The organism is Neorhodopirellula pilleata, assembly GCF_007859915.1.
Classification (GTDB): domain Bacteria; phylum Planctomycetota; class Planctomycetia; order Pirellulales; family Pirellulaceae; genus Rhodopirellula; species Rhodopirellula pilleata.
Genome location: NZ_SJPM01000017.1, coordinates 71,211 through 93,738, shown reverse-complemented (window position 1 = coordinate 93,738; position 22,528 = coordinate 71,211). Strand labels below are relative to the sequence as shown.

Here is a 22,528-nt window from a genome sequence, read left to right as displayed (position 1 = left end):
CGCCACTGCCTGGCGAGCTCGGGATTGGGAAACGCGTTCATGGTTTTCTCCTGGAGGTGGAAACAAACCTGTCACGCTAAACCGCCTGTCAACATGGGGAGATAGAACGCTTACCCGAAGCCCTTCAGCTTTTCACCGTACCGCAGACTGCACTCACGGAGGATCGCTTCAATGTTGTCACTGAAACGCTGCCCGTCCGGTTCGTTCGCACCGACCGCTTCCCGCCACACCACCGGATCGTAGCCGTTGCAACCGGTATGCAAATAGAACAACGTGCGAATGCCTCGCTGGTCCAGTTCGTTGATGATCTCACCTAAGAGATCACGTTCAGCGGTTCGTCCCGGCGAAATACGATCGATCGCTGAGTTGGGGCCGGACCAGTAGAAACCCTGGTGCGTTGCCGTGAACACGATCCACGCCGCGCCGGTCCGCTCGATAGCGTCGGCGAAGACGTCGACATCAAACATCTCGACGGATTCCTGAAACCACTCGACCCTCTTTTTATCGCCCGTGGTTTCGGCGGGGTCAGGTTTGGCTTTCGGTTTTCAGGCCCAGGGCGCATTCGATATTGTTGATCGAATCCCTGTAGCTCTTTGACTCGGCCATCCACTTCGTCGATCAGCGAATCAAGGTAGACGATCTCGCCGGATATGCCAAACCGAATCGTGCTGGAAGATCGCGATGACTTCGTCGCGTCAGTGCGGTAACTCAGTGACTCGCGAAAACCGAAAACCCAACTTGACCCCGGCGCGAGCCTCCCCTTTACGAACGCTTGAAGGTCGGTTAACCCGCACGCGAGATGCAGCAAAATCCCAGCCGCATAACGGTTGTTGACCGGTGGCGAGTGTCACTGGTTGTCGTCGTGACGGTTGGGGAGGCAACGGATTTGAATTATGAAACCAAACCAGATGCTGTGGACTTCCGACACACGCAATCGGGTCTTTGGAGCAAGACCCGATCGGGGTGATCGGAGATGCAGCTTCGATCATTGTAAATGAAGTTGGGTTACGCTTGGCGGTCTCGGAGACGTTGCTGCAATGTCGCAAGTTGGGTCGTAAGTGCATCCAGGTGAAGTTCAGTTAAGGAAGCCGTCGTCGTAGGTGCATCTCCGAGGATTTCTTGCAGCGTCTGGATCCGACCGGCAATGATTCCGCGCTCAAGTCCCTCTTCACGTCCCAGCTCTCGTCCCTCTTCTCGTCCCACCTCCCGTCCTTCTTCTCGTCCTTCTTCACGGGCGCCGGAGATGGCCCATTCGTAGTCTCGTTGGGCTTTTTCGCGTTGGTCATACATTTGTTTGTTCTCCGTTTTGGCGGAAATGATTTCGATCGTGGAAATTCTACCGTATGGACTTCGATCGCGTTGGATAACTCCTTGCCGCTCTTGCGATCGATCATTTGGAACCGATGGTGTGGCTGCTCTGATTTCGCAAAAAGCACACGATCGAGCAGGCAGATCGAGATCGACGGGGACGCCAGGGCATAGTTGCTTCCGGGAGACAGTTGGTCGACGTACATGCTGCAGGCATAGTAAACGAGCCGCTCGATCAGACCGGCGTAAACGGAAACCTGCATTTCCACGTTCAACCAACGGCCGGCATCGTCGCGGCACCTTACGTCGAGCACGATCAATTTGCTTTCGGCAAACTCTTGGTAACTAAACGGGTTGAGAACCTCGACGGCAACGATCGGCTGCTTAAGATCGAGAATCGCGTTGAGCAACCCGATCAGGGCGGCCGAATTCTGAGGCAAGCCGAAGATCATCTTGAACGCGAAATCGACCGTCGGACGGATACCAAGCAGCATGACGTGAGCAAACGGCAATGGGAAATGAATCGAAGGAATGCGATTAGCTTATCGAAATCAATCGGTCTTGTGTTCCCGCTGGCCTTCCCAACTGTGTTAGCCGGGCGGCATCGTGTCGCCGCGTCGCCTTCGGCTCCCTTTGGATTCAACGCCCGTGCGGCTTCGTGCCGCAAGCGATGGCGGACGATCGTGTCCGCCAATAGAAAAGACCACCTTGCGGTGGCCTGTTGAAACGTTGCTTCACCTTGATCCAGTGGACGAGTCACTGCTCTGAATCCCGAAACATGGGGATGACCCTGTAGGCAGGCTCCCCGTTGATTGGTTCGCTTATTGAGTCATCCGTTTACTGGCAGGAAGATTGAGGGCAGGAAGATGATCGGCAATCTTGTCTCAACCATCCCGAAGGGATCCAAGCAATTAGCCACAGGTCGCGCAGCGTACCTGTGGATTGGGAAGAAATGAATGAACGTCGACCCCGAACGGGGGCGCAGCATCCGGAGTGAATGTGCTGCGTCCCCGTTCGGGGTCAAAGGAGATGTGGCGTTCTGTTGTCCGGTGGTACTCGCTTCGCTCGACCACCGGCTAATGGCTAACAACGCCTTCGGCGTAAGGGGAGAGGAACAAGTTGCTCAAGACCGGGAAGGTGTTTCGCAAGGGTCAAACTCCGGATTCGGATTTCAACTGTCCTTCAATCCCGAATCCCGCGTCTGCCCCCGGCGCGAGTCTCCTCCTCTCGCGGCTGGATTCCCCGTTCGATCGGTTACTAACGCGAATCTTAACGACTTTTGAAACGTCAACTCTATCTGCAATCGAAATAGAAAAATATTGTGGCTCACCGATAGATAAAGATTGTTTGTTGCCAACTCGATATTCGCTGGGATTGCTGTGGAGCACTGTTCCATCTTCAAAGACGACCTCAATTTCGTTAGCAAATTCGTCTACCCCGAACCAGTAGACAACTAACTGGTTGCCTATTCGCTCATGAAACAAGTACACATATGGATCTTGGCTCGCATCTAAACGACCCAGCATTAGTTCGTAATCGGAAGCAGCCAAGGCATTGCTGGATAATTTGCCCGACGAATACAACTCAAGGTAAGAGCGAAGCTTACTGCGAGCGGAATCGCGTTTGGCAAAACAACCGGACAACAGCATCGCAGCCAAGAAGACTGCAACTGCTCTAACGGGACTACTTAACAGGATCTGCATTTGACCCCTTTGAACAATCGAATCCAGCGATTGCTTTACGTGTGCAGTCGCTCACTGCGTTCGCAATTCCAGATACGTCAGTGCTTGAGAAACTTGCGATGCCTGCACCAGCATTCGGTCCAGAGTTTCCAACATCGCAACGGAACCAAAAGGGATGATCCTGCCAGTCAAGTCGTTTCGCAAAAATACAGCATGATTCCTCCTCGCAGCACTGGCCCATCACCGATATCCAGATTTTCACGCTCTTTTGCTTCATCATTGCGCCATCAATTGTTCCCAACACAGAATTCACTGCGTCCGTCAACCCCTGGCTTCGTTCCGCATCCGTGAGAGATTCTGCCGCTTGCATCATAGCAGAAGTTACCCCTTGAGCGGCAGACGCTGCTATGCCTCCAACAGACGCAATTAACGCAAGTGTATCCGTGTCGCTAATCATTCCAGTTCCTGAATCTAACACTCCAGGACTGGTTGACTTATTTGCTGGCCGGAGCCTGAACCCGGTAAACATTACATTTTGCTTATTGCCGGCAGCAATGCACTTGTCTTCACAATTAGTTCCGGTTGGATCGAGCATGTCCAGGCTCCAGTAGGCTCGATACAAAGAATACCCATCGACATACCCGATCGGATCTCTGGAGCAAGACCCGATCGGGGCAGTCGTAGATGCACTTGCGGTCATTGTAAGTGAAAACGGGTCACGCTTGGCGATCGCGGAGTCGTTGCTGCAACACTGCAAGTTGGGTCGTAAGTGCATCCAGGTGAAAGTTCAGTCAAGGAGGCCGTCGTCGTAGGTGCATCTCCGAGGATTTCTTGTAGCGTCTGGATTCGACCGGCAATGATTCCGCGTTCGAGTCCTTCTTCGAGTCCTTCTTTACGTCCTTCTTTACGTCCTTCTTTACGTCCTTCTTTACGTCCCACCTCTCGTCCTTCTTCACGGGCACCCGAGATGGCCCAATCGTAGTCTCGTTGGGCTTTCTCGCGTTGGTCGTGCATTTGTTTGTTCTCCGTTTTAGCGGAAATGATTATCGCCGCGCGGCGTCGTGTTTTAATGGCAACCACGCCGCGTCTTGCTTGCTGCTGTTGACGCATTGTTGGATGAATAGCATGCCTTCGACGCCGTCATACACGTTCGGGTAGATCGTGTTCCGCTTTTCAAACGGTTGGCCTTCGGCGCGTTTGGCCATGTCATCGAACGCCGCCGCGTAGATGTTTGAAAACGCGCTGAAAAATCCTTCGGGGTGTCCTGAGGGAATCCGACACGAGGAGGCGGCAAGGTCTTTCATGTACTCCGCGTTCGGGTCGCGGGTGTAGATTTGATGTGGCTTGCCGTTCTTGCGGACGATCATTTCATTCGGGTTCTCTTGGCGCCAACGCAGCGAACCGAGCGTTCCGTCGACTTCGATCTCGAGATCGTTCTCGCGTCCGTGACTGATTTGCGAGGCGGTGACGGTTCCCATCGCGCCGCTTTGGTAGCGAATCACTGCGGTCCCGTAATCGTCCAGAACACGTCCATCGACGAACGATTTCAAGTGGCAACTGACCGATTCAGGCAACTCGCCGGTGACGTAACGTCCCAGGTTGAAGGCGTGGGTGGCGATGTCGCCGAAGGCACCTGCGGCACCGCTTTTGGACGGGTCGGTTCGCCAGGACGCTTGCTTGTGATCGCTGTCTTCAAGTTTCTCGGCCAACCAGCCTTGAATGTACTGGGCACGGATCGCGTTGATCTTGCCGAGTTCTCCGCCGAGGATCATCTCACGGGCTTGGCGGATCAGCGGGTAACCGGTGTAGTTGTGTGTTAACGCAAAAACGACGTCGGAGTTCTCGACCGTCTTGAGCAACTGTTCGGCTTGATCGAGGTCGAGCGTCATCGGTTTGTCGCAGACGACATTGAACCCGGCTTCGACGGCGGCTTTGGCGATTTCAAAGTGCGTGTGGTTGGGTGTCGTGACACTAACGAAATCAATCCGTTGGTCTTCGGGCAAGCGAGATTCGGCGTCCAGCATCGCTTCATAGCTGCCGTAGGCTCGCGAATCGTCGACCCCGTAACCGGGGGCGGATTCTTTGCTCCGTTGTGGGTCGCTTGAGAACGCACCGGCGACCAGTTCGGCTCGGTTATCGAGTCCTGCGGCGATCGTGTGGACGCGACCGATGAACGATCCGATTCCGCCGCCAACGATGCCCATACGAAGTTTGCGAGCCAAAGGGGAGTTCAACGCCATGTCAATTTCTCTTGTGGATAGTTGGTTGATTGGGATCAAAAGAAGGATTTCCGCCGCGTACGGAGCGCGAAAATCGAATTTCGAATTGCAATCGTAAAGCCCACGGCCAACCGATACAATGGACGCAACGGTTCCCATCACGCCCGTCCTTTCCAGCCCGAGATTGCAAGCACCGTCATGAACCACGAAACCGAATCCGATCCGACCTCGCTGCCCGTGTCCGCCGAGTCCCTCGCGAAACCCTCGTGCTGTGGTTTGAGTGGTTTTTTCAATGTTTCCCGCCTTTGGGCGGTCGGATGCGCGGTCGTCACACTCACCGCCATCGGGGCAGCCACGTACTTTGCCGGCGCGGCCGACGAAGCCCGCCGACAAGCTGAAAAATCGTCCGCTAATCCATGGTCCGACTTGCCGATCGCCAACGCGACGGCGGCGGTGACCAGCGAAAAATACTCACTCGCGACAGGATTGATCAGCGAAGGCACCGAGGCCCTGTTCGTGTTGGATCACAACTCCGGACTGTTGCAGTGCAGTGTCGTCTATCCGCGGATGGGACGTTTCTTGGCCACGTTCACATGTAACGTTGCCGACGCGTTGGGCACCGACGGCAAAGGCGGGACCTACATCATGGCGACCGGCACGGCGGACTTTCCCCGCAGCAGCAACCGACCGGTCGGTTTCTCGGTCGTCTATGTGCTCGACACCGCCACGGGTAATTACGCGTGCTACGGCGTGCCGTTCGATCGCGTCGCGATGAACGCCAACCGCCCGCAACAAGGATTGATGGTCTTGATCAGTCAAGGTTCCGCCAACCCAGTGATCGATCGGGATGATTTGCGGTAAGACGTCGACAAGCGAGGCCCGTGGCTAGCGGGCTGTTGATTTAATTAGCCGTACCGCGTTAGCGGCGGTTTACACGGCCGTTAACCGGGGCTAACGCCCATCGGCTAATGGTTGTGATTCGGTATGCAACTAAAAACAGCCCGTTAGACGATCAAATCCTTCACCACCCGCCCATGCACGTCGGTCAGGCGGAAGTCGCGGCCGGCGTAGGGGAACGTCAAGCGTTCGTGGTCGATCCCGAGTAAGTGTAAGATCGTGGCGTGCAGATCGTGCATGTGAACCCGGTCTCGCACCGCGTGGTAACCGTATTCGTCGGTCTCGCCGTAGGCGATTCCCGGTCGAACGCCTCCTCCGCCGAGCAGCATCGTGAAACCTTGCGGGTTGTGATCTCGCCCGTTGCTGCCTTGCACCACCGGTGTGCGTCCAAATTCACCGCCCCACACGATCAGGGTGTCTTCCCAAAGGCCGCGTTGTTTCAAGTCGGCGATTAAGGCCGCGATCGGACGATCGGTCGCCAAGGCGTTACTGGAATGACCTTTTTCTAAATTGCCGTGTTGGTCCCACACTTGGCCACTGCTGACGCTGACGAACCGAACCCCCGCCTCGACCAGCCGACGGGCCATCAAGCAACCTCGCCCATACGCATCGGTCGCTTTTTCGCCGATGCCGTAGGCTTTTTGAGTGGCTTCTGATTCGGCTTCCAAATTCATGACCGTCGGAGCGGTCGCCCGCATCCGTCGGGCCAGATCGACGGCTTCGATCGCACCCTCGACTTCGCGATCACCACCGAGTTGATGAAGGTGCTGGCGATTGATTTGATTGACCAAGTCGAACTGGAACTCGTCGGCCGACTCGAGGTACTCGATCTTGCCCGAACCCGGCTTGCCGTTCTTTCCGATCACGGTCGCCTGATGTTTGGCGGGCAGGAATGCGGCACCGAAGTTTCGCGGACCGCCGTGAGCGGTGGCCGGGCCGATCGCGACGTGCGCGGGCAAGTCCGGATGACCACTGCCGAGACCGTAGCTGATCCAGGCACCCAAGCTCGGGCGGACGAAGTTGTCACTGCCCGTGTTGACCATGCCGACGGCTTGGCCGTGGGATTGACCACGCGTGTGCATCGAACGAATCACACACAAGGAATCCAAATGACGATTCATTTCGGGTAGCAAGTCGCTGCCCCACAAACCGCTTTGGCCGTGCTGAGCGAACTTCCACGGGCCTTTCATCAACGTCGGTTTGGCGTCAATCGCGGCCGGCAGGGCGAACGGCAACGGCTTGCCGTCGTCACGATCGAGCATGGGTTTGTAGTCGAACGTATCGACATGGCTCGGGCCGCCGTGCATGAACAAAAAAATCACCCGCTTGGCCCGGGCGGGATGATGAAGCCCCGATGTGACACCGGAATCAGCTGATGGACCGGCCCACGTCATCCTCGGGGCCGATGCCGATACCGACAACGCACCGATCGAAAAAGCGGTCGTCGCCATCATGTCGCGGCGGAGCAGGGCAGGGGAGTGCCGTTGAGTTTGCATGGTTTGTCCTTAGTCCAAAAAGCGAAATTCGGTGCCCGCGAACATGGCCGCGATCCAGTATTGCCAACGTGTGATTTCGTCCATCTCACTGGCCGCCGGGCTGTTCATCCAAGCGTTGACCAAGTCGCGATCAGCGGATTGTGGAAAACGTTGCAACACCCGCCGATAAACCGGTTCGACGCGATCCTGTTCCGCAGGCACCTCGTTTACCAATCGCTGCGCCGTCAGTTTAGCCCAATGTCGCACTTCGTCGCTTCCGATCAACGCGAATGCTTGGGCGGGTACGTTGGTCGTCGGTCGTTTGCCAACTAACAGATCCGGATCCGCGGCGTCGAGCGTCGAAAGCAACGTCGGGATCTCGCCGCGAATAATCGGAAGGTAGATGGTTCGTTTCGGGTCAGCGAGCGTCACCACCTTGTTGGCTTTCGAATCCGCGTTGTTATTGCTAACCAACACGCCGTAGCTTCGCATAGTGTCGTATCGGGGTGAACGATCCAATGTTCCCGATACGACCAACATGGCGTCCCGAATCGATTCGGCCGTCAACCGCCGTCGGTGGGCACGCCACAGTAAACGGTTCTCGGGATCGATCGACGCCGCGTCCGGGTTGTCTTGGGAACTGCGGCGGTAGGCGTTCGTTAAAACAATCTGGCGGATCAGTTGCTTGCGACTCCATCCACTGCGGATCAATTCGATCGCCAACGCATCGAGAAGCTCAGGATGGGCCGGGCGTTCGCCGCGAGAGCCGAAGTTGTCAACCGTTCTGACAATCCCTTCACCCATCAGGTGCATCCAAATGCGATTGACCGAAACGCGTGCGGTCAGTGGATGATCGGGATCGGTCAACCAATCCGCCAGTTCCAACCGACCGCTCGATTGAGAAAGCGGGCCTGATGATGGATCGGCCTGGATGACCGACGAGCCGTTGCCGCAAACCCTTAAGAAGCCGCGAGGGACCGGCTCGCCTAGATTGTTAATTTCGCCACGAATGTGGACCTCGCAGTCACGGCATTGCGAGGCTGGAAGATCGGCGACCGCCATCGCGTGCGGCAACCGTTCCGGTGCAATCTTTTTGTGCGCGGTCAATTCGTCTTCAAGGCGTTTGATTTCGTTCTTGAACGCAGCTTGGCGTTGTTGCCGGATCGAATCGATCCGGGCGACCCGATCCGAGTCGGGACCTGCCGCTTGATCGTCTTGGGATTCATCTAACTGAACGATTTGCAGTGCATCGACAACCACGTAACCGGTCGTGTTGTGATTGGAAATTCGCAACCGGAGTTCACTGCCGTAATCGGCTTTCCATCTTCCGAGTACCAAGAACGTGACCTTGTTGCCCGATTGCCGCTGGTCGATCGTCAACTCGTGGGTCTGTTCGCCGATCTGAATCGTCGCCGGGATATTGGCCGCCCGTGTAGTGCCGGGCGAGTACCACAAGCGAACTTCCCAAGTCGGCATTGCGGATTCGATTTTCGTTGCCGCTCCGCCGGCCGAGTCCGAATCGCCGGGGGCGGGCAGGGCGGTTTGGAATTGAATCGACCGCTCGCCTTTGTCGCGATTGTTGTCGTGAACGTAACCTTCGCCGATGAAGCCGGGCATGTAGGTCGACTCGGTCCACTGGCCATCTTGAACGGCCTCGCGATCATCGATCACAACGCCTTCGAGTGCGGGTTGGGGGGCTTGGAGTGATTCCAGTTCGCTTTTCTGTTTCTTGATCGCCTGTTGAAGCTCTTTCGTTTTGGCGTCGTATGCCGCATGGGCGGCGATCAAATCCGGAGATGCTGGTAGTGGAGTCGGACGCCACGTGCTGACGTATCTTTGCGATTCGCCTTCGAGCGACCGGGTACTGCGAAAAATCCCGGCCAAGGCGTAGTAATCTTCCGTGGCAACGGGATCAAATTTGTGGTCGTGGCAGCGGGCACATCCGAGCGTCAACGCCATGAAAGCACGTCCCACGGTATCGATCTGTTCGTCGACGACATCCATGATGAGTTTGGTCTTGTTGCGTTCGCTCAGCATTTTTGTGCCGATCATTAAGAACGTCGTCGCGACCAATTGGTCGTACTGCTGCTCCGGTGTAGCGAATGGTAACAAGTCGCCGGCGATCTGTTGCCGGATGGTTTCGTCGATCGGTACGTCGCGGGCGATGCTACGAACGAGGTAATCTCGATATCGCCAGGCGTCGTGGTGGGTCGCATTGAAGTCGGCACCGTTACTGTCGGCATATCGGGCGACATCCATTTCATGACGTGCCCAATGTTCGGCGAACTCAGACGACGCGAGTAGTTCGTCGACAATTTTCATCCAATGACGCTCACTCGGGTCGGACCGCCAAGACTCGATCAAATCTTCGCTGGGCGGCAAACCGGTTAGATCGAACGAGAGTCGGCGGAGTTGAGCGTCGATCGAGGCATCTTCATTGGCAATGATACCAGCATGAGACAACGCATCATTCAAGAAAGCATCGATCCATGAGTCGGCCGGTTTTTGATCGGCTTGCATCACGGGGATGGTCGAAGATCGTACCGGTTGAAAAGCCCAAAACTTTCGTCCTTCTTCGAGATCGATTCCGGAAGGGGCGAGCCGTCGGCCGGGTAGATCCGCAGAGCTGCGTGGATCGACGGCTCCATCGCGGATCCATTTTTCGAAATCTTCGATTACCGGATCAGGTAACCGGCCGCTCGGCGGCATTTCGGAGGATTCATATCGAATCGCCGAGATCAACAAACTGCCATCGACATCCCCGGGCACAATCGCCGGACCGCTGTCACCGCCATCTTTCATTCCGCCGGCCGAGTCGAGCCACAGCGATCCCGCCACGTCGTCGGTTTGGTCGGAGTGACACTCATAGCAGTGCTGGACCAAAACCGGCCGGATTCGCGATTCGAAAAACGAAACATGTTCCGGATTCGGGGCGGATGCGTCCGGCTCAGCCGCGATCAAGATCGAGAACGACCCCACGACGATGGCAATCAAGCTTCCCGACAAACATCGGCGAAACGAAGAAGGGGTAGGCTGGCGCACGGTATCAATCGTCTCCAGATGACGGCGGGAAGGAGGCGGGGCAGGGGAGGTCGGTGACTCCGCTTCGGGGTGGACCCTCAGTTTACCGTGAATTTGCAGCTCGGTGGAGATTAATTTTCCATTGCAGCCCCGTGATGGCAACTTTCAGTCGCCAACCTGATTTCTGGGAAACGGGCGACGGAAGGACGCCACCCTTTGTCGGTGGGCGGGAAACTCGCTTCAAGTTACTGGGGCACAGATTTTGCTGAGCTGATGAACGATGGAGGGGTGCAGTGTCGCATCCCGATTTATCCCGCGTGGAATCAAGAGATGAGTACGTTAGCGACTGTTTTAGCTTCAGCGATTTCTTTGACCGAGCCTGCAGTTTCCCAACCTGGCTCGAAAACTGTCGCCGATCCATTGGAAGTCGCCCACATGCGACGGCGACTGTTCCGCACCCTTGATCTGCCAGACAAAAAATTGATTGCCATCGACTGCGGATCGGTCGCGATAAGCGAATTGTATTCGACGACCGAACGTTTCCTTCGAGATGCCGAATTTCGCGACACTTGCAACCTGGTCCTCGCGATTCCCACCGATGCTGCCTTCGCGGATTCACCTGCCTTCGACCATGTGCAGTCGGTCAAGCAAGCGGCTTTTGAAAATGGATTTGAGGGAAAAGTCAGTTGGCTATTGATCCACGAACCGTTGGTCGAGCTCGCGGCCCTCAAAAATTTGGTCACGCGCCAGGGTGGCAAGTGGTGTGCGAGCGTCTAATCTGCTCGCATGAAGCAGCAAACCATTCAATTACGCGTTCGGTATGACGAATGCGACCCGATGGGGTTCGTCCATCATTCGAACTACCTGAGATATTTTGAGATCGGCCGAACCGAGTTCTTGCGTTCGGCCGGTGGTCGTTACCGCGATGTCGAGGAAGCCGGGCTGTTTGTCGTCGTCGCTCGGGTCGATTGCCGCTATAAAAGCCCGGCCCGGTATGACGATCAAATCGAGCTAACGACTCGCATCGTCAACGTGACCGCTGCTAAGATTGTCCATGAGTACGAAATCAAACGCGGCGATCAAGTCTTGGTTCAAGCTACCGTCACCTTGGCGGTTATCGACCGGCAGGGACGTTTGCAACGGGTACCCGAATCGTTGATACAATGAGCGGTCCGGTTTTTCAATTCGGATGAGTTGACCCGGGCGTTCAGGCTAATTTCACCACGATCTCAACATCCAAAATCCCGACATGAATCACTCATCAACCACGCGTCGCGACTTCCTGTCGACCACATCCCGCGTCGTCCTTGCCGGCGGTCTATTGCATACGGCGGGGCAGGGCAGGGCAGGGCTGCACGCCGACGAACCTGAATCGCCTCGCGAATCTCCCGTCCCGGAAGGTCTAAGCGTCGTGAGCGAATCCTCTGAGCCTTGGCTCCGAAAGACCGTCAAAGCGGGCATGATTCAGGTCCCCAAAACAGAGCGATGGGGCGATTGGGTTACCAAGCTGCAAATTGCCAAAGATGCGGGGTTCACGGGTGTTGAACCGAACACCACGGGTGGACTGGACGCGGTAAGCTTCAAGGCCGCCGCTGAAAAGGTCGGAATTGAAGTCGATGGAACGGTTGGCGGTTACCATTGGCAGACCACTCACACCAACCCCGATCCACAAGTGCGGGCCCGAGCTCAAGCGTTTCTGGTTGAATCGCTGCGACAAACACACGACTTAGGTGCCAAGACTTTTTTGATCGTGCCCGGTCACGGAAACGACGGCACTCCCGAAGAAGTTAAACAGCGGGCCTTTGATGCGATCTCCCAAGCGATTCCGTTGGCGGATCAATTAGGCGTGCACATTCTAATTGAGAACGTGTGGAACCATTTTCTTTACGACCATGACGGCGACTCGAATCAGTCGGCCGAGCCACTGGCGAATTTCGTTGATTCATTCGGCACCGATACCGTCGGCGTTCAATTTGATCTGGGCAACCACTGGAAGTACGGCGACGTGGCAGCCTGGGTCGAAACACTCGGCGATCGGATTCAAAAACTCGACATCAAAGGCTTCTCGCGTCATAGCGGGAAGTTCACCGACATCACTGAAGGCGACATCGATTGGCCGTCGGTCAAAACGGCGCTTGCCAAGATCGGCTTCACCGGTTGGTTGGCGGCGGAAGTCGGCGGCGGCGATCTGGAACGCCTTACCAAGGTAGCTCAGCAAATGGACGCCGCTTTGGATTGCAACCAAACCATGTCGGAAGTACTCGCGTCGTTACCGGCCGAGTCGAAATCTCGATGAGCGAACCGGCGACAGAACATGTCTCCGTGATGCCCGATGAAATCGTGCATTGGGTCGGCGAAATCAGACCGCGGACCATTGTCGATGGAACCTACGGAGGCGGCGGACACACACGATTGCTCTTGGACGTGCTCGCCGACGATGATGATGATTCGGCTGGCTCGCCGCATTCGACTGGATCGTTGATCATCGGCATGGACCGTGACCCCGCCGTGATCCGCCGCGACGACCGCCCCGATGCCCTCGGTGGTGATCGGCGGGTCGAACTGTTCCTTGGCAGTTACGAGAAATCACCGGCGGCCCTCGCCCATTGTGGTCGAACCCACGCCGACGCGTTGGTGTTGGACTTAGGTCTTTCGAGTGATCAACTCAACGACCGTGAGCGAGGCTTCAGCTTCACGATCGAAGACGCCGAATTGGACTTGCGATTCGATCCCGAGTCCGGCATGCCCGCGTATCAATGGTTGGCCTATACCGACGAAACCGACATTGCCAACGCGATTTATCAATTCGGTGAAGAACGATACAGCCGCCGAATCGCGCGGCAAATTTGTCTGCGTTCGAAACAACGTGAGCCCGTGCGAACGGTCGGCGACTTGGTCGAAATTTGTCGTCGGTGCGTTCCCCGATCCAAGAACCACGACATCCACCCGGCGACACGCACGTTTCAAGCCCTGCGAATCGCCGTCAACGACGAACTCGCGATTCTGCAGCGCACACTCGCTACAGCGGCGGATTGGATCGCACCGGGGGGCAGGATCGCCGCGATCAGCTTTCACTCACTCGAAGACCGAATCGTCAAGAACGCATTCCGCGAAGACCCACGCTGGGAAGTGCTGACAAAGAAACCGCTGCGTCCGACGGATGCGGAAGTGCAAGCCAACCCACGCAGTCGCAGTGCCAAGCTAAGAGTCGCGCAGCGAACGGCCCTCCCTTCAAGCTAGACCGCGCGTTTCGGTACCGAAGTTCTCGGCGGTATTCAGGGCAGACCATCGAACGTTGAAACACGGAGGCACAGAGGTCACAGAGCCGAGACGCGAACGAAAACTTCACGTCAGGCGTCGGGATAAACCCACGGGCCTCGGTAGGGGCGTTTCAGCATCGCGTTGGCTTCCGCGTCGCCGACGATCTGTTCTTTCTCGCCATCCCACTCGATGCTACGTCCGAGTTTGTACGAGAGCATGCCCAGTAGGCTCATGTTGGTCGCATCGTGTCCGATTTGAACGTCGCACGTGGGACGAGATTTGGATTCGATCGCGTTGGTGAAATCCGCCCACAACAGGTCGATGCTGTGACCGTCCGGTTCTTTGTGCTGGGACTTCTCGTGGATCACTTGCTTTCGGGAATCGGCCGGGAAGAAACTCCATCCGTCTCGCCAACCCATGTGGAACGTTCCTTCCGTCCCATAAAAGTAACATCCGACGCTAGGCTGCCCGGGCCGGCTGCCGGCAAACTTACGATGTTCCCAGGTCGCTGTAAAACTTTCGAACTGATAGGTCGCGATTTGGCTGTCGGGAGCATCGGTCGTCTGCATCATTTCGTTCAAAACCGGTTCGCCGCTAACCGGGCGTCCACCGGTGGAATAGATTTGCTTCGGGTACTTCTCGTCGGTCCACCACAGTACTTGATCGAGCCAATGCACGCCCCAGTCGCCTAAAGTCCCATTGGCGAAATCGAGAAAGTTTCGAAAACCGCCTGGATGGATCTTTCGATTGAAAGGACGCATCGGCGCGGGACCACAGTACATGTCCCAGTCCAATTGCTCCGGCGGTTCGCTGTTCGGTGTCGGACGTTCTTCACCGCCTCGACTGTGGACGAACATTCGAACCATCCCGATGTCACCAGCGCCGCCGTCTTTCAAAAACTTCATTCCTGAAACGTAATGAGGTCCGATACGTCGATGCAGTCCGACCTGGACAACTCGGTCATTAAGCCTCGCGGCGTTGAGCATCGCACGACTTTCATGAATCGTGTGCCCGGTTGGTTTCTCGACGAAAATATGAGCGCCCTTTTCAATCGCGGCAATCGTGTTGAGAGCATGCCAGTGATCAGGCGTCGCCACGATCGCGATGTCGATCTCTTGCTTATCAAGCAACTCACGAAAATCAGTGAACGTCTTGGGGGAATCGCCGGAGAGGTCCTCGACTTCTTCAGCGCCGAGTTCTAGTTTGTCCTGGTCGACATCGCACAAGGCAACCACTTTCGTATTGCCGGCCGCCATCGCCTCTTTGAGGATGTTCATTCCCCACCAACCTGAACCGATCAACGCGGTCCGGTATCGTTTCGTCTTCGATTGAGCATGAACGGCGGGGGAACCGGCGATAAGAGCGCCCGCGGTCAACGCACCGGCGGTCGATTGAAGAAATTGACGACGTGCAATGGTCATGGGAAGATCAAGATGAAAAGAAAGTAAACCAGATCGAAAACGACGATTGAAAAGTCATTGGACCACAATGCAGGCCAGGTCGCCTCGGACACTGCGGCAATAAATTTTACCTTGGGAGACCACGGGCGCGGTCCAGCATTTCTCGTCAAGAATGAAATGGCGACAGACGGGATCAAACTGAGCGGCATTCGCACCGGCAATCACGAGTTCTCCGGAACCCGATAAAATCACCAATCGATCACCGGCTGCGGAAAGACCGCCTGGCCTGACGGCGTCGGTCGCCCATTTTAGCTCGCCCGTCGCAAACTCGATGCAGCGTAGTTCGGTTCCGTTATCGACATCGCCGTGAATTCCGTAAATGTGACCGTCGATCAGCACGCTGGTGCTAATTTGATTTTGCAAATCTTTGTTCTTCCAAACCACTTCCGGTTCACCATCTTGAACTTTCAAAAGTGCACTGCCGCGGTTGTAACCCGATGACAGGAAAACCTGATTGTTCTGGATGATCGGATCGGCGGCGTTGCAGCCAAAAGTGGTCAACCATCGCTGCCTCCACAATTCGCCGCCTGTGCTCGCGTCGACAGCCACGTAGGACCGCGCCGAAGCCAAGATGATCGCTTTGTCTTGGAAAGGCACCGGCGTCGCATAGCCGGAATCTTTGTCATCGGATTTCCAAACCAGGGTGCCGTCGGATTTTTGAAATGCGGCTCCGGCGTCGCCCACGTTCAAGATCAATAAATCGCCATACACCAAGGGCGATCCTGCGAACCCCCATGCTGGAATTCGCACTTCCGTCTCCTCGGCCACATTCGTGGACCAAACGACATCGCCGGTTCGTTTGTCAAAACAAAAGAGGTCGCCCGTTCGGCTCAAGGTGTAAACCCGATCGCCATCGACGGTCGGCGTCGAGGTCGGGCCGCCTTCGAATTCGTTCGGATCGGTGGGGCACGGATAGGAGTGTTTCCAAAACACCTCGCCATCGTGCGTGCTCAAGCAAACCACCGTATCTGTGTTCGCTTCGTTCCCGATGGTGTAGAGACTACCTTCGCTGATTGCCACGGAGGAAAGGCCCGTTCCGACCTGAGTCCGCCAGGGAACATCGGGACCGTCCGCATCCCAGGGCACCGATAAAATTGATTCCGAACTGATCCCATTCAAATCCGGGCCGCGATATCGAAACCAGTCTTCGCCCTCCGATGCCGAAGCAACGAGAGCGAAGAAGGCGACAGCGACCACGAAGCGATCTAGGCGTATCGTTGGGGACAAATTATGTGAAACCATCTGATGCGGAAACGGAGGTGCTGACTCTTGTAAGGTGTCGGTATCAAGAAGTACGAGCATAGCGTAACCCTGCGTACCTTGAACATCAATTCATTCGCATGTGACTCGACGAACACCGGAAAAGAGCCCTGACACCTTTTCCAGGGACGTGACAACGAATTGGTCGATCAGCTAGGATGGAGTGTGGGTTATGCTAACTACCTTTTTGAATCACGAAACATGTCTGCCGAACGCTTGCTCCCACGCTATACGATCGACGACTACCAACATTGGAGAGGGGATTGGGAGTTGTGGAACGGATTTGCGATTGCGATGAGCCCGAGTCCGTTCGGGAGACATCAAGCGGTTCTTTCAAGGTTACATTTCGCCTTGGGTGTCGCCATCGAAAAGTCTGGGTGCTCGGCCGAGGCGATTGTCGAACTGGATTGGATTATCAGCGATGACACCGTCGTGCGACCTGATGTCATCATTGTTTGCGGCGATCCTCCCGAGCGGCACTTGCAATCGCCGCCAGGACTAGCCGCCGAAGTTCTGTCAGAATCGACGAAGCAAAACGACCTGAACTTCAAACGGGATTTGTACGAATCTCAAGGTGTGAGTACTTACCTCATTCTGGATCCTGATCTTAACCGCGTGACCCGACTGCGATTACAAGCCGATGGCGGGTACGAGAGTACAGACCATCACGAACAGGTAACCGTTCAGGTTTGCGACGATTGCATCTTATCGATCGACGTCGCTAAACTGTTCCGGTAGCTTCATCCGTTAGCGAGCTGAAAGCTTCGCGACGATCTGGCTTGGTTCGCCGGTTTGGTGCAGAATGTCACGTTGACGATTCGCCCAACTCGGGCCGGTAGTTAGTTCGCCGACGGCCATCAATTCAGATTCGCAACCGAGGTCTTGCGAGATTCCACGTAGCTGATTGATAAGATCGTTGACCGCATCACGGACCGGGACGACTTGGTAATCGAGTGTGTTGACCAGTCTCGCGTCCATGCCGTACCGTGCCGCCCGCCATTTGTTCTGACGCACCATCATCGGGTGACAATCGAATTGGTAAGTGCCTTCGTCGATCTCGTCGTTGAGCATTTTGACGAGGCACTGAGTCAGAGCCGTCAACGCGCAAGCGTGGTCGAGGTTGCCGGGCATGTCACAAACGCGGACCTCGACGGTACCGAAGTTATGATGAGGTCGAACATCCCACCACAGTTCGCGGATCGAATTGATGAAGCCGGTTTGGATCATGTGGTTGACCAACCAAACGTATTCACTCCAGTTCCGCATCAAGCTGGGCAAACCCGCCGTCGGCAAGCCTTCCATCAACTTGGACCGGTAAGAATCAATACCGGTATCTTGGTTTTGCCAGTACGGGCTGCTGCTCGACAAGGCCAACAACATTGGCAGATACTGCATGATTCGGTCGCAAATCATCACGGCCTTGTCTCCCGAATCGACGCCGACGTGGACATGCATGCCGAACGTGACCAAGCGTCTGGCCATCTGTTGCAACAAAGTCACGAGCGATCGATAGCGAGGATCATCGGTGATTTGTTGGTCCTCCCACATGCTAAATGGATGCGTGCCCCCCCACCACAAACGCGTGCCCGCATTATCGGCGGCTTGGTTGAGTTGATTCAATTTACCGGACAGATCGTCGCGGACTTCACCGACGTGATCGCACACGCCGCTGATGACTTCAACGCACGATTGAACGAGTTCGTGTTTGAAACAGAGCGGGTCGTGTGATCGTAGGCCGTCGAGGATCGCATCGGATTGGCTCGATAGCGCCAGCGTGGTCGCATCGACGATGCCGAGTTCCAGTTCAACGCCGAGGGTGTGAGTTGCATTGCCGTTAAACTTAAACGTCGCCATGGGCGAAATCTCCGGTGTCCGGTTCGGTCGTATCGTCGGGCGTGAAGTAATCGATCGCCATTGCCGCCATCAGTTTAGCACCCACGGCGATGGCCCGTTCGTCGACATCAAAGTTCGGCGTATGCAATGGTTCATGACCGACTTGAGGACCGGCGATGCCCAACCGAAACATGGCCCCCGGGTGTTGTTCGAGATAGAACGAGAAGTCTTCGCTGCCCATGCTCGGCAATGCGATCGATTCGCTCACGGCGGGATCGATGGCATGCGATGCGACCCGTCGGAGACGCCGTACCATGTCCACATCGTTGATCACTCCCGGCGCGGACATGACAAGTTCCAGGGTCACTTCGCATCCGGTTTGTCGGGACACGGATTCACCGACGTCGTGCAATTTTTCCAGAGCGACCGAACGGGCGTCTGGGTGCAGCGACCGAAGCGAACCCCGCAACATGGCCCGCTCGGGAATCACGTTGGCTTGGTGGCCGGCTTCCATTTGGCCGACCGAAATGACCACCGTCTCATGAGGGTCGACCACTCGCGACAAGCATCGATACGCCGATTGAACCCAAAGGGTGGCCGCGTCGATCGGGTCATGACACAGATGCGGTCGCGCGCCGTGCCCACCGCGCCCCTTAAATCGGACTTCAAAAATATCGCATGCGGCGGTGAAAGGTCCTTCGCGAAGTCCGATGCGGCCGACCGCCCGTGTCGGGTCGACGTGCAAGGCAAGGATCGCATCGACGTCCTGCAACGCGTGAAGGGCGATCATGTACCGGGCACCCTCGGCCGTCTCTTCGGCGGGTTGAAAAATGCCGCGGACCGCAACGGGATGTGGCAGTTTTCCCGATCGGTGCATCTGAAGAAGGATCTGAAGCGCCCCAACGATGACGCTGGCGTGGACGTCGTGCCCACACGCGTGCATCACTCCGTCGTGATGGCTGCGGTAGTCAACCGATTTGCCATCGGTGATCGGTAGGGCATCGATGTCACCACGGATCGCGAAGCGTTTTCGATCGGCCATCTCGGGGGCCGAGACAAAATCCACGATCAGACCTCGACCGGGGACGGCATCTCCATCGCTGGTCGTTGCGTGGCGGACCGTTCCCACAATGTGAGGTGGGATTCCGATACGATCGACCGTTTCGGCGAGGAACCGTGTCGTCTCATATTCTCGGCCGGATAATTCGGGATGTTGGTGCAGATGCCGGCGCAACCGGATCCATTCGGGTTCCAATCGATCGGCGGTCGATGCCAGATCGGCGTACCACTGTGGTGTTGAGGAACTAGATGTCATGCCAGATCGTTTCGTCTCCCGATTCACGAGCGAAGGTTCCGAATCGACTTCACCAAATCTGCTCCGACTGCTTCTTCGAGTTGACCGGCGACGCATTCACAATAGCCCCAGTCAATCGTATGACGATTCGCCGCGACCATCCCCGCAATATCTTGATCATCTTGCGGACGGCCGGCAAGAATTTTCATAAGGATCAAATCTTCGACCGTTGCGACATTGATCTCCGTGTCAGCAATCAAGGTTTTCTCGCTCCGTTTAACAATTTGTTGCTCAAAACCAGACATTCCGATCGCTAAATCAAGCGTTATTTGTGTCGCAACGTGCTCCAGAGCTAGGATGAATGAAGCTCGAGCAACTTGCTCAACCTCAGGAAAGAATGGTCCAAACTGTTCGGGAGGAACGGAACGCAGGAATTGGATTGCTTCTTCAACGTCTACCGCAATAATCAGATCGACATCTTCGGTGTTTCGAATCCGTCCACGAAGTGATGCAGCGAGTCCGCCGACAAGACAGTAGGTAATTTTTTGTGATTCCAGTTGTTCGACAATTTCTTGCAGAACCTTCTTGAATTCATTTTCCATCACGAATTCTTTCAAGCGATCTGAATATTCGAACAAGATTGGCGTGTGTTTCGATTTTTTCTTTTTTTAGTTCCTGTCGGTTCTGTTGAATAGGGCTAGCAAGTTTGCGTCGTGATTGGAAAAGCGTGTTGTAGTAATCGGCGTACCGTCGGAACTTTTCTTCCATGTTCGGTTCATCTTGCTTTTGCGAACGCTTCATGATCGCCGAGTTGTATGCTTTGTAGTCGTGTTGTGGGGCAAATGTCATGATATTCGTAACCGCCGGATCGCCGGGTCTTGCATTGCGTTTTCCGCGAAACCTTTTGCACGCAACAGACACGCGTCGCAGCGTCCGCAGGATTGGACTTCGCCTTCGTTCATCGTGGGATCGTAACACGACAACGTGATGCCGTAGTCGACGCCGAGTCGCAACCCCTCGGTGATGATTTGGCCTTTGGTTTTGTCGATCAAGGGTGTGTGGATCGTCAGTACCCGGTCTCGGGATTCCACGCCCGCTTTGGTCGCCAATCGGGCCATCGTTTCGAACGCACCGATGTACTCGGGTCGGCAATCGGGATAACCACTGTAGTCCAACGCGTTGACGCCAATATAAATATCGACCGCGCCGATCGTCTCGGCGACGGCCAAGGCATACGAAAGGAAAATCGTGTTGCGAGCGGGAACGTAGGTCACCGGGATCGATTCGCCGATGTCTTCGACGCGGTCGCATTTGGGAACGGCGATTCCCGCATCGACCAACGCCGAACCGCCCAGTTGTGCGAGGTCGATGTCGATGATCCGGTGCGATGCGGCGTTCATCCGCTGAGCAATCAAGGACGCCCGCTGGAGTTCGTACTCGTGTCGTTGTCCGTAACGAAAACTGATCGCGTGAACCTGATGACCGCGTTCTTGAGCGATCGCGAAACAGGTAACGCTGTCCAAGCCACCGGACAGTAAAACAACGGCGGGGTTGGGAGCAGGTTGATTCATGACTTCTTCCAAAGTTTCCGGCCGATCGCCGGATGGTAGTTGGTCCAATTGCCATCGGCGGCGATATCGCGTTCGATGATTGAAGTATACGAAGCGAGCTTGGCGTCCAGGTTATCGATGTGGTGCAATGCGACGGCCTCGAGCGTGACCGGAATCTTGGGGCTGCCGTATTCGAGAACGCCGTGATGGCTGACGATCAAGTGCTCAAGATGGTAGCGCAGCGTTGCGGGGAAAACCTCGCCGGTGATTTGTTCGACTTGGTCGATCTTGGTGCCGAGTAGTTGAATGCCGATCACGATGTGTCCGATCAATTGGCCGCGATCGGTGTAGCTGATCTCGCCGCTCGATTTTAATTCGTCGATCTTACCGAGGTCGTGCAAGAACGCCCCCATCATCAGCAAGTCGGTATCCAGCTCGCTGTACCGGGGCGCGATCAAGCGAACCAGCTCCATCATGTTGACGGTGTGTTCGAGCAGGCCGCCCGGGAACGCGTGATGATTCGAAACGGCCGCGGCCGCTTGGCTGAATCCGGCAACAAATTCTTCATCGCTCAAGTATGCTTCGGCGAGTCGGCCGAGCCACGGTTGCGAAACCGTGGCCAGGAGTTCTTTCAAACGCGTGACGTTTCGTTGGACCTGTTGGGCATCGAATCTTTCGAAATCATCCGCCGAAACTTCACCACTGTCCATTCGTTCGATGTCGGTAACGATGATCTGCAAGGCCCCGTTGTGGACTTGGGTACGACCTTGGCAATGAATGAAGTCGCCGCGGTCGAACCGGTCGAAGACGGCTTCGTCGGCGTTCCACATCATCGCCGCAATCGTACCGGTGCGATCGGACAGTTTCAGTAGGATGTACTTCCCACCTTGGCGATTGACGCGGAGCTGTTTGTCGGCGGCCTGGAACGATTGACCGAGCGTCATGCCGTCGGTCAGTTCATTGATCGGTGTACGGGACATTGGAGATTGAAGATTGAAGATTGAAGATTGAAGATTGAAGAGTGAAGAGTGAAGAGTGAAGAGTGAAGAGTGAAGAGTGAAGAGTGAAGAGTGAAGAGTGAAGAGTGAAGAGTGAAGAGTGAAGAGTGAAGAGTGAAGAGTGAAGAAACAGGCAGGGCAGGGTGGGCTATCGCGAATTGATTGTTTGGGTCACTTTGGATTGTGCCGTTTTCGTGTGGCCTCTCCCGGTGAAGCCGACTGCTAATTGAATTAGCCGACGGGCGTTAGCTCCGGTTCTTTGGGGCTTCG

The 22,528-nt window shown here is 55.8% G+C and carries 22 protein-coding genes; 6 read left to right on the top strand and 16 right to left on the bottom strand.

What is annotated here, in order from left to right; genetic code table 11:
* Positions 1–110: 110 nt before the first annotated feature.
* From Pla100_RS26315 to Pla100_RS26290, 6 genes are all read right to left on the bottom strand, one after another.
* The gene (locus Pla100_RS26315; RefSeq protein WP_146581657.1) at positions 111–467 is read right to left on the bottom strand and encodes an alpha-L-fucosidase; all 357 of its coding nucleotides are present in this window, start codon (positions 465–467) and stop codon (positions 111–113) included.
* Between the two features lie 612 nt (positions 468–1,079).
* Complete coding sequence (locus Pla100_RS26310) at positions 1,080–1,820, bottom strand: Rpn family recombination-promoting nuclease/putative transposase (RefSeq protein ID WP_146581654.1); 741 nt, start codon at positions 1,818–1,820, stop codon at positions 1,080–1,082.
* 639 nt (positions 1,821–2,459) lie between these two features.
* Positions 2,460–3,011, bottom strand: coding sequence for a hypothetical protein (locus tag Pla100_RS26305; RefSeq protein ID WP_146581653.1), 552 nt, complete (start codon positions 3,009–3,011; stop codon positions 2,460–2,462).
* Entirely contained in the window at positions 2,992–3,585 is a 594-nt protein-coding gene (locus Pla100_RS26300) for a hypothetical protein (protein WP_146581651.1), read from the bottom strand. The genes Pla100_RS26305 and Pla100_RS26300 overlap by 20 nt, the downstream gene beginning before the upstream one ends.
* A 101-nt stretch (positions 3,586–3,686) precedes the next feature.
* Positions 3,687–4,004, bottom strand: coding sequence for a Yae1 family protein (locus Pla100_RS31235; protein ID WP_231603633.1), 318 nt, complete (start codon positions 4,002–4,004; stop codon positions 3,687–3,689).
* A 29-nt stretch (positions 4,005–4,033) separates the two neighbouring features.
* A complete protein-coding gene (locus Pla100_RS26290) occupies positions 4,034–5,230 on the bottom strand; it encodes a Gfo/Idh/MocA family protein (protein WP_231603631.1) in 1,197 nt (398 codons plus the stop codon).
* Between the two features lie 177 nt (positions 5,231–5,407).
* Here Pla100_RS26290 and Pla100_RS26285 point away from each other — a divergent pair, with 177 nt between their 5' ends.
* Positions 5,408–6,070: a hypothetical protein gene (locus tag Pla100_RS26285; RefSeq protein ID WP_146581649.1), complete on the top strand. Its 663-nt coding sequence runs from the start codon at positions 5,408–5,410 to the stop codon at positions 6,068–6,070.
* 143 nt (positions 6,071–6,213) lie between these two features.
* Here the strand turns inward: Pla100_RS26285 and Pla100_RS26280 are convergent, their stop codons facing one another.
* Together Pla100_RS26280 and Pla100_RS26275 are read right to left on the bottom strand one after the other, a co-directional pair.
* Positions 6,214–7,602: a DUF1501 domain-containing protein gene (locus Pla100_RS26280; protein ID WP_146581647.1), complete on the bottom strand. Its 1,389-nt coding sequence runs from the start codon at positions 7,600–7,602 to the stop codon at positions 6,214–6,216.
* Between the two features lie 9 nt (positions 7,603–7,611).
* Positions 7,612–10,623 carry a DUF1553 domain-containing protein gene (locus Pla100_RS26275; RefSeq protein WP_231603629.1) on the bottom strand — a complete coding sequence of 1,004 codons (3,012 nt, stop codon included), beginning with the start codon at positions 10,621–10,623 and terminating at the stop codon, positions 7,612–7,614.
* Positions 10,624–11,037: 414 nt separating this feature from the next.
* Here Pla100_RS26275 and Pla100_RS26270 point away from each other — a divergent pair, with 414 nt between their 5' ends.
* From Pla100_RS26270 to rsmH, 4 genes are all read left to right on the top strand, one after another.
* Complete coding sequence (locus tag Pla100_RS26270) at positions 11,038–11,379, top strand: hypothetical protein (RefSeq protein ID WP_146581645.1); 342 nt, start codon at positions 11,038–11,040, stop codon at positions 11,377–11,379.
* Between the two features lie 9 nt (positions 11,380–11,388).
* The gene (locus Pla100_RS26265) at positions 11,389–11,769 is read left to right on the top strand and encodes an acyl-CoA thioesterase (RefSeq protein ID WP_146581643.1); all 381 of its coding nucleotides are present in this window, start codon (positions 11,389–11,391) and stop codon (positions 11,767–11,769) included.
* An 82-nt stretch (positions 11,770–11,851) separates the two neighbouring features.
* Positions 11,852–12,898: a sugar phosphate isomerase/epimerase family protein gene (locus tag Pla100_RS26260; RefSeq protein ID WP_146581641.1), complete on the top strand. Its 1,047-nt coding sequence runs from the start codon at positions 11,852–11,854 to the stop codon at positions 12,896–12,898.
* Positions 12,895–13,842 (top strand): 16S rRNA (cytosine(1402)-N(4))-methyltransferase RsmH, encoded by a 948-nt coding sequence (rsmH, locus tag Pla100_RS26255; protein ID WP_146581639.1) that lies wholly within the window; start codon positions 12,895–12,897, stop codon positions 13,840–13,842. The genes Pla100_RS26260 and rsmH overlap by 4 nt, the downstream gene beginning before the upstream one ends.
* Positions 13,843–13,952: 110 nt before the next feature.
* On the opposite strand, the gene Pla100_RS26250 is transcribed toward rsmH, so the two are convergent.
* Both Pla100_RS26250 and Pla100_RS26245 read right to left on the bottom strand, forming a co-directional pair.
* The gene (locus tag Pla100_RS26250) at positions 13,953–15,284 is read right to left on the bottom strand and encodes a Gfo/Idh/MocA family protein (RefSeq protein ID WP_197168247.1); all 1,332 of its coding nucleotides are present in this window, start codon (positions 15,282–15,284) and stop codon (positions 13,953–13,955) included.
* Positions 15,285–15,338: 54 nt separating this feature from the next.
* The gene (locus tag Pla100_RS26245) at positions 15,339–16,520 is read right to left on the bottom strand and encodes a PQQ-binding-like beta-propeller repeat protein (RefSeq protein ID WP_197168246.1); all 1,182 of its coding nucleotides are present in this window, start codon (positions 16,518–16,520) and stop codon (positions 15,339–15,341) included.
* A 264-nt stretch (positions 16,521–16,784) separates the two neighbouring features.
* On the opposite strand from Pla100_RS26245, the gene Pla100_RS26240 reads away from it, so the two are divergent.
* Complete coding sequence (locus tag Pla100_RS26240) at positions 16,785–17,321, top strand: Uma2 family endonuclease (RefSeq protein ID WP_146581635.1); 537 nt, start codon at positions 16,785–16,787, stop codon at positions 17,319–17,321.
* A 9-nt stretch (positions 17,322–17,330) separates the two neighbouring features.
* Here the strand turns inward: Pla100_RS26240 and Pla100_RS26235 are convergent, their stop codons facing one another.
* The 6 genes from Pla100_RS26235 to Pla100_RS26215 are packed head-to-tail and all read right to left on the bottom strand — an operon-like array spanning position 17,331 to position 22,240.
* Complete coding sequence (locus Pla100_RS26235) at positions 17,331–18,437, bottom strand: carboxylate-amine ligase (protein WP_146581633.1); 1,107 nt, start codon at positions 18,435–18,437, stop codon at positions 17,331–17,333.
* On the bottom strand, positions 18,424–19,731 hold the full coding sequence (locus Pla100_RS26230; RefSeq protein WP_197168245.1) for a M20 metallopeptidase family protein: 1,308 nt from the start codon (positions 19,729–19,731) through the stop codon (positions 18,424–18,426). Before Pla100_RS26230 ends, Pla100_RS26235 begins: the two co-directional genes overlap by 14 nt.
* Positions 19,732–19,754: 23 nt before the next feature.
* Positions 19,755–20,312, bottom strand: coding sequence for a nucleotidyltransferase (locus Pla100_RS26225; protein WP_146581630.1), 558 nt, complete (start codon positions 20,310–20,312; stop codon positions 19,755–19,757).
* Positions 20,302–20,559: a hypothetical protein gene (locus Pla100_RS31950; RefSeq protein WP_231603627.1), complete on the bottom strand. Its 258-nt coding sequence runs from the start codon at positions 20,557–20,559 to the stop codon at positions 20,302–20,304. The genes Pla100_RS26225 and Pla100_RS31950 overlap by 11 nt, the downstream gene beginning before the upstream one ends.
* On the bottom strand, positions 20,556–21,281 hold the full coding sequence (gene queC, locus Pla100_RS26220) for a 7-cyano-7-deazaguanine synthase QueC (RefSeq protein ID WP_146581627.1): 726 nt from the start codon (positions 21,279–21,281) through the stop codon (positions 20,556–20,558). Before queC ends, Pla100_RS31950 begins: the two co-directional genes overlap by 4 nt.
* Positions 21,278–22,240: a 3'-5' exoribonuclease YhaM family protein gene (locus Pla100_RS26215; RefSeq protein WP_146581625.1), complete on the bottom strand. Its 963-nt coding sequence runs from the start codon at positions 22,238–22,240 to the stop codon at positions 21,278–21,280. Before Pla100_RS26215 ends, queC begins: the two co-directional genes overlap by 4 nt.
* Between the last annotated feature and the right edge of the window lie 288 nt (positions 22,241–22,528).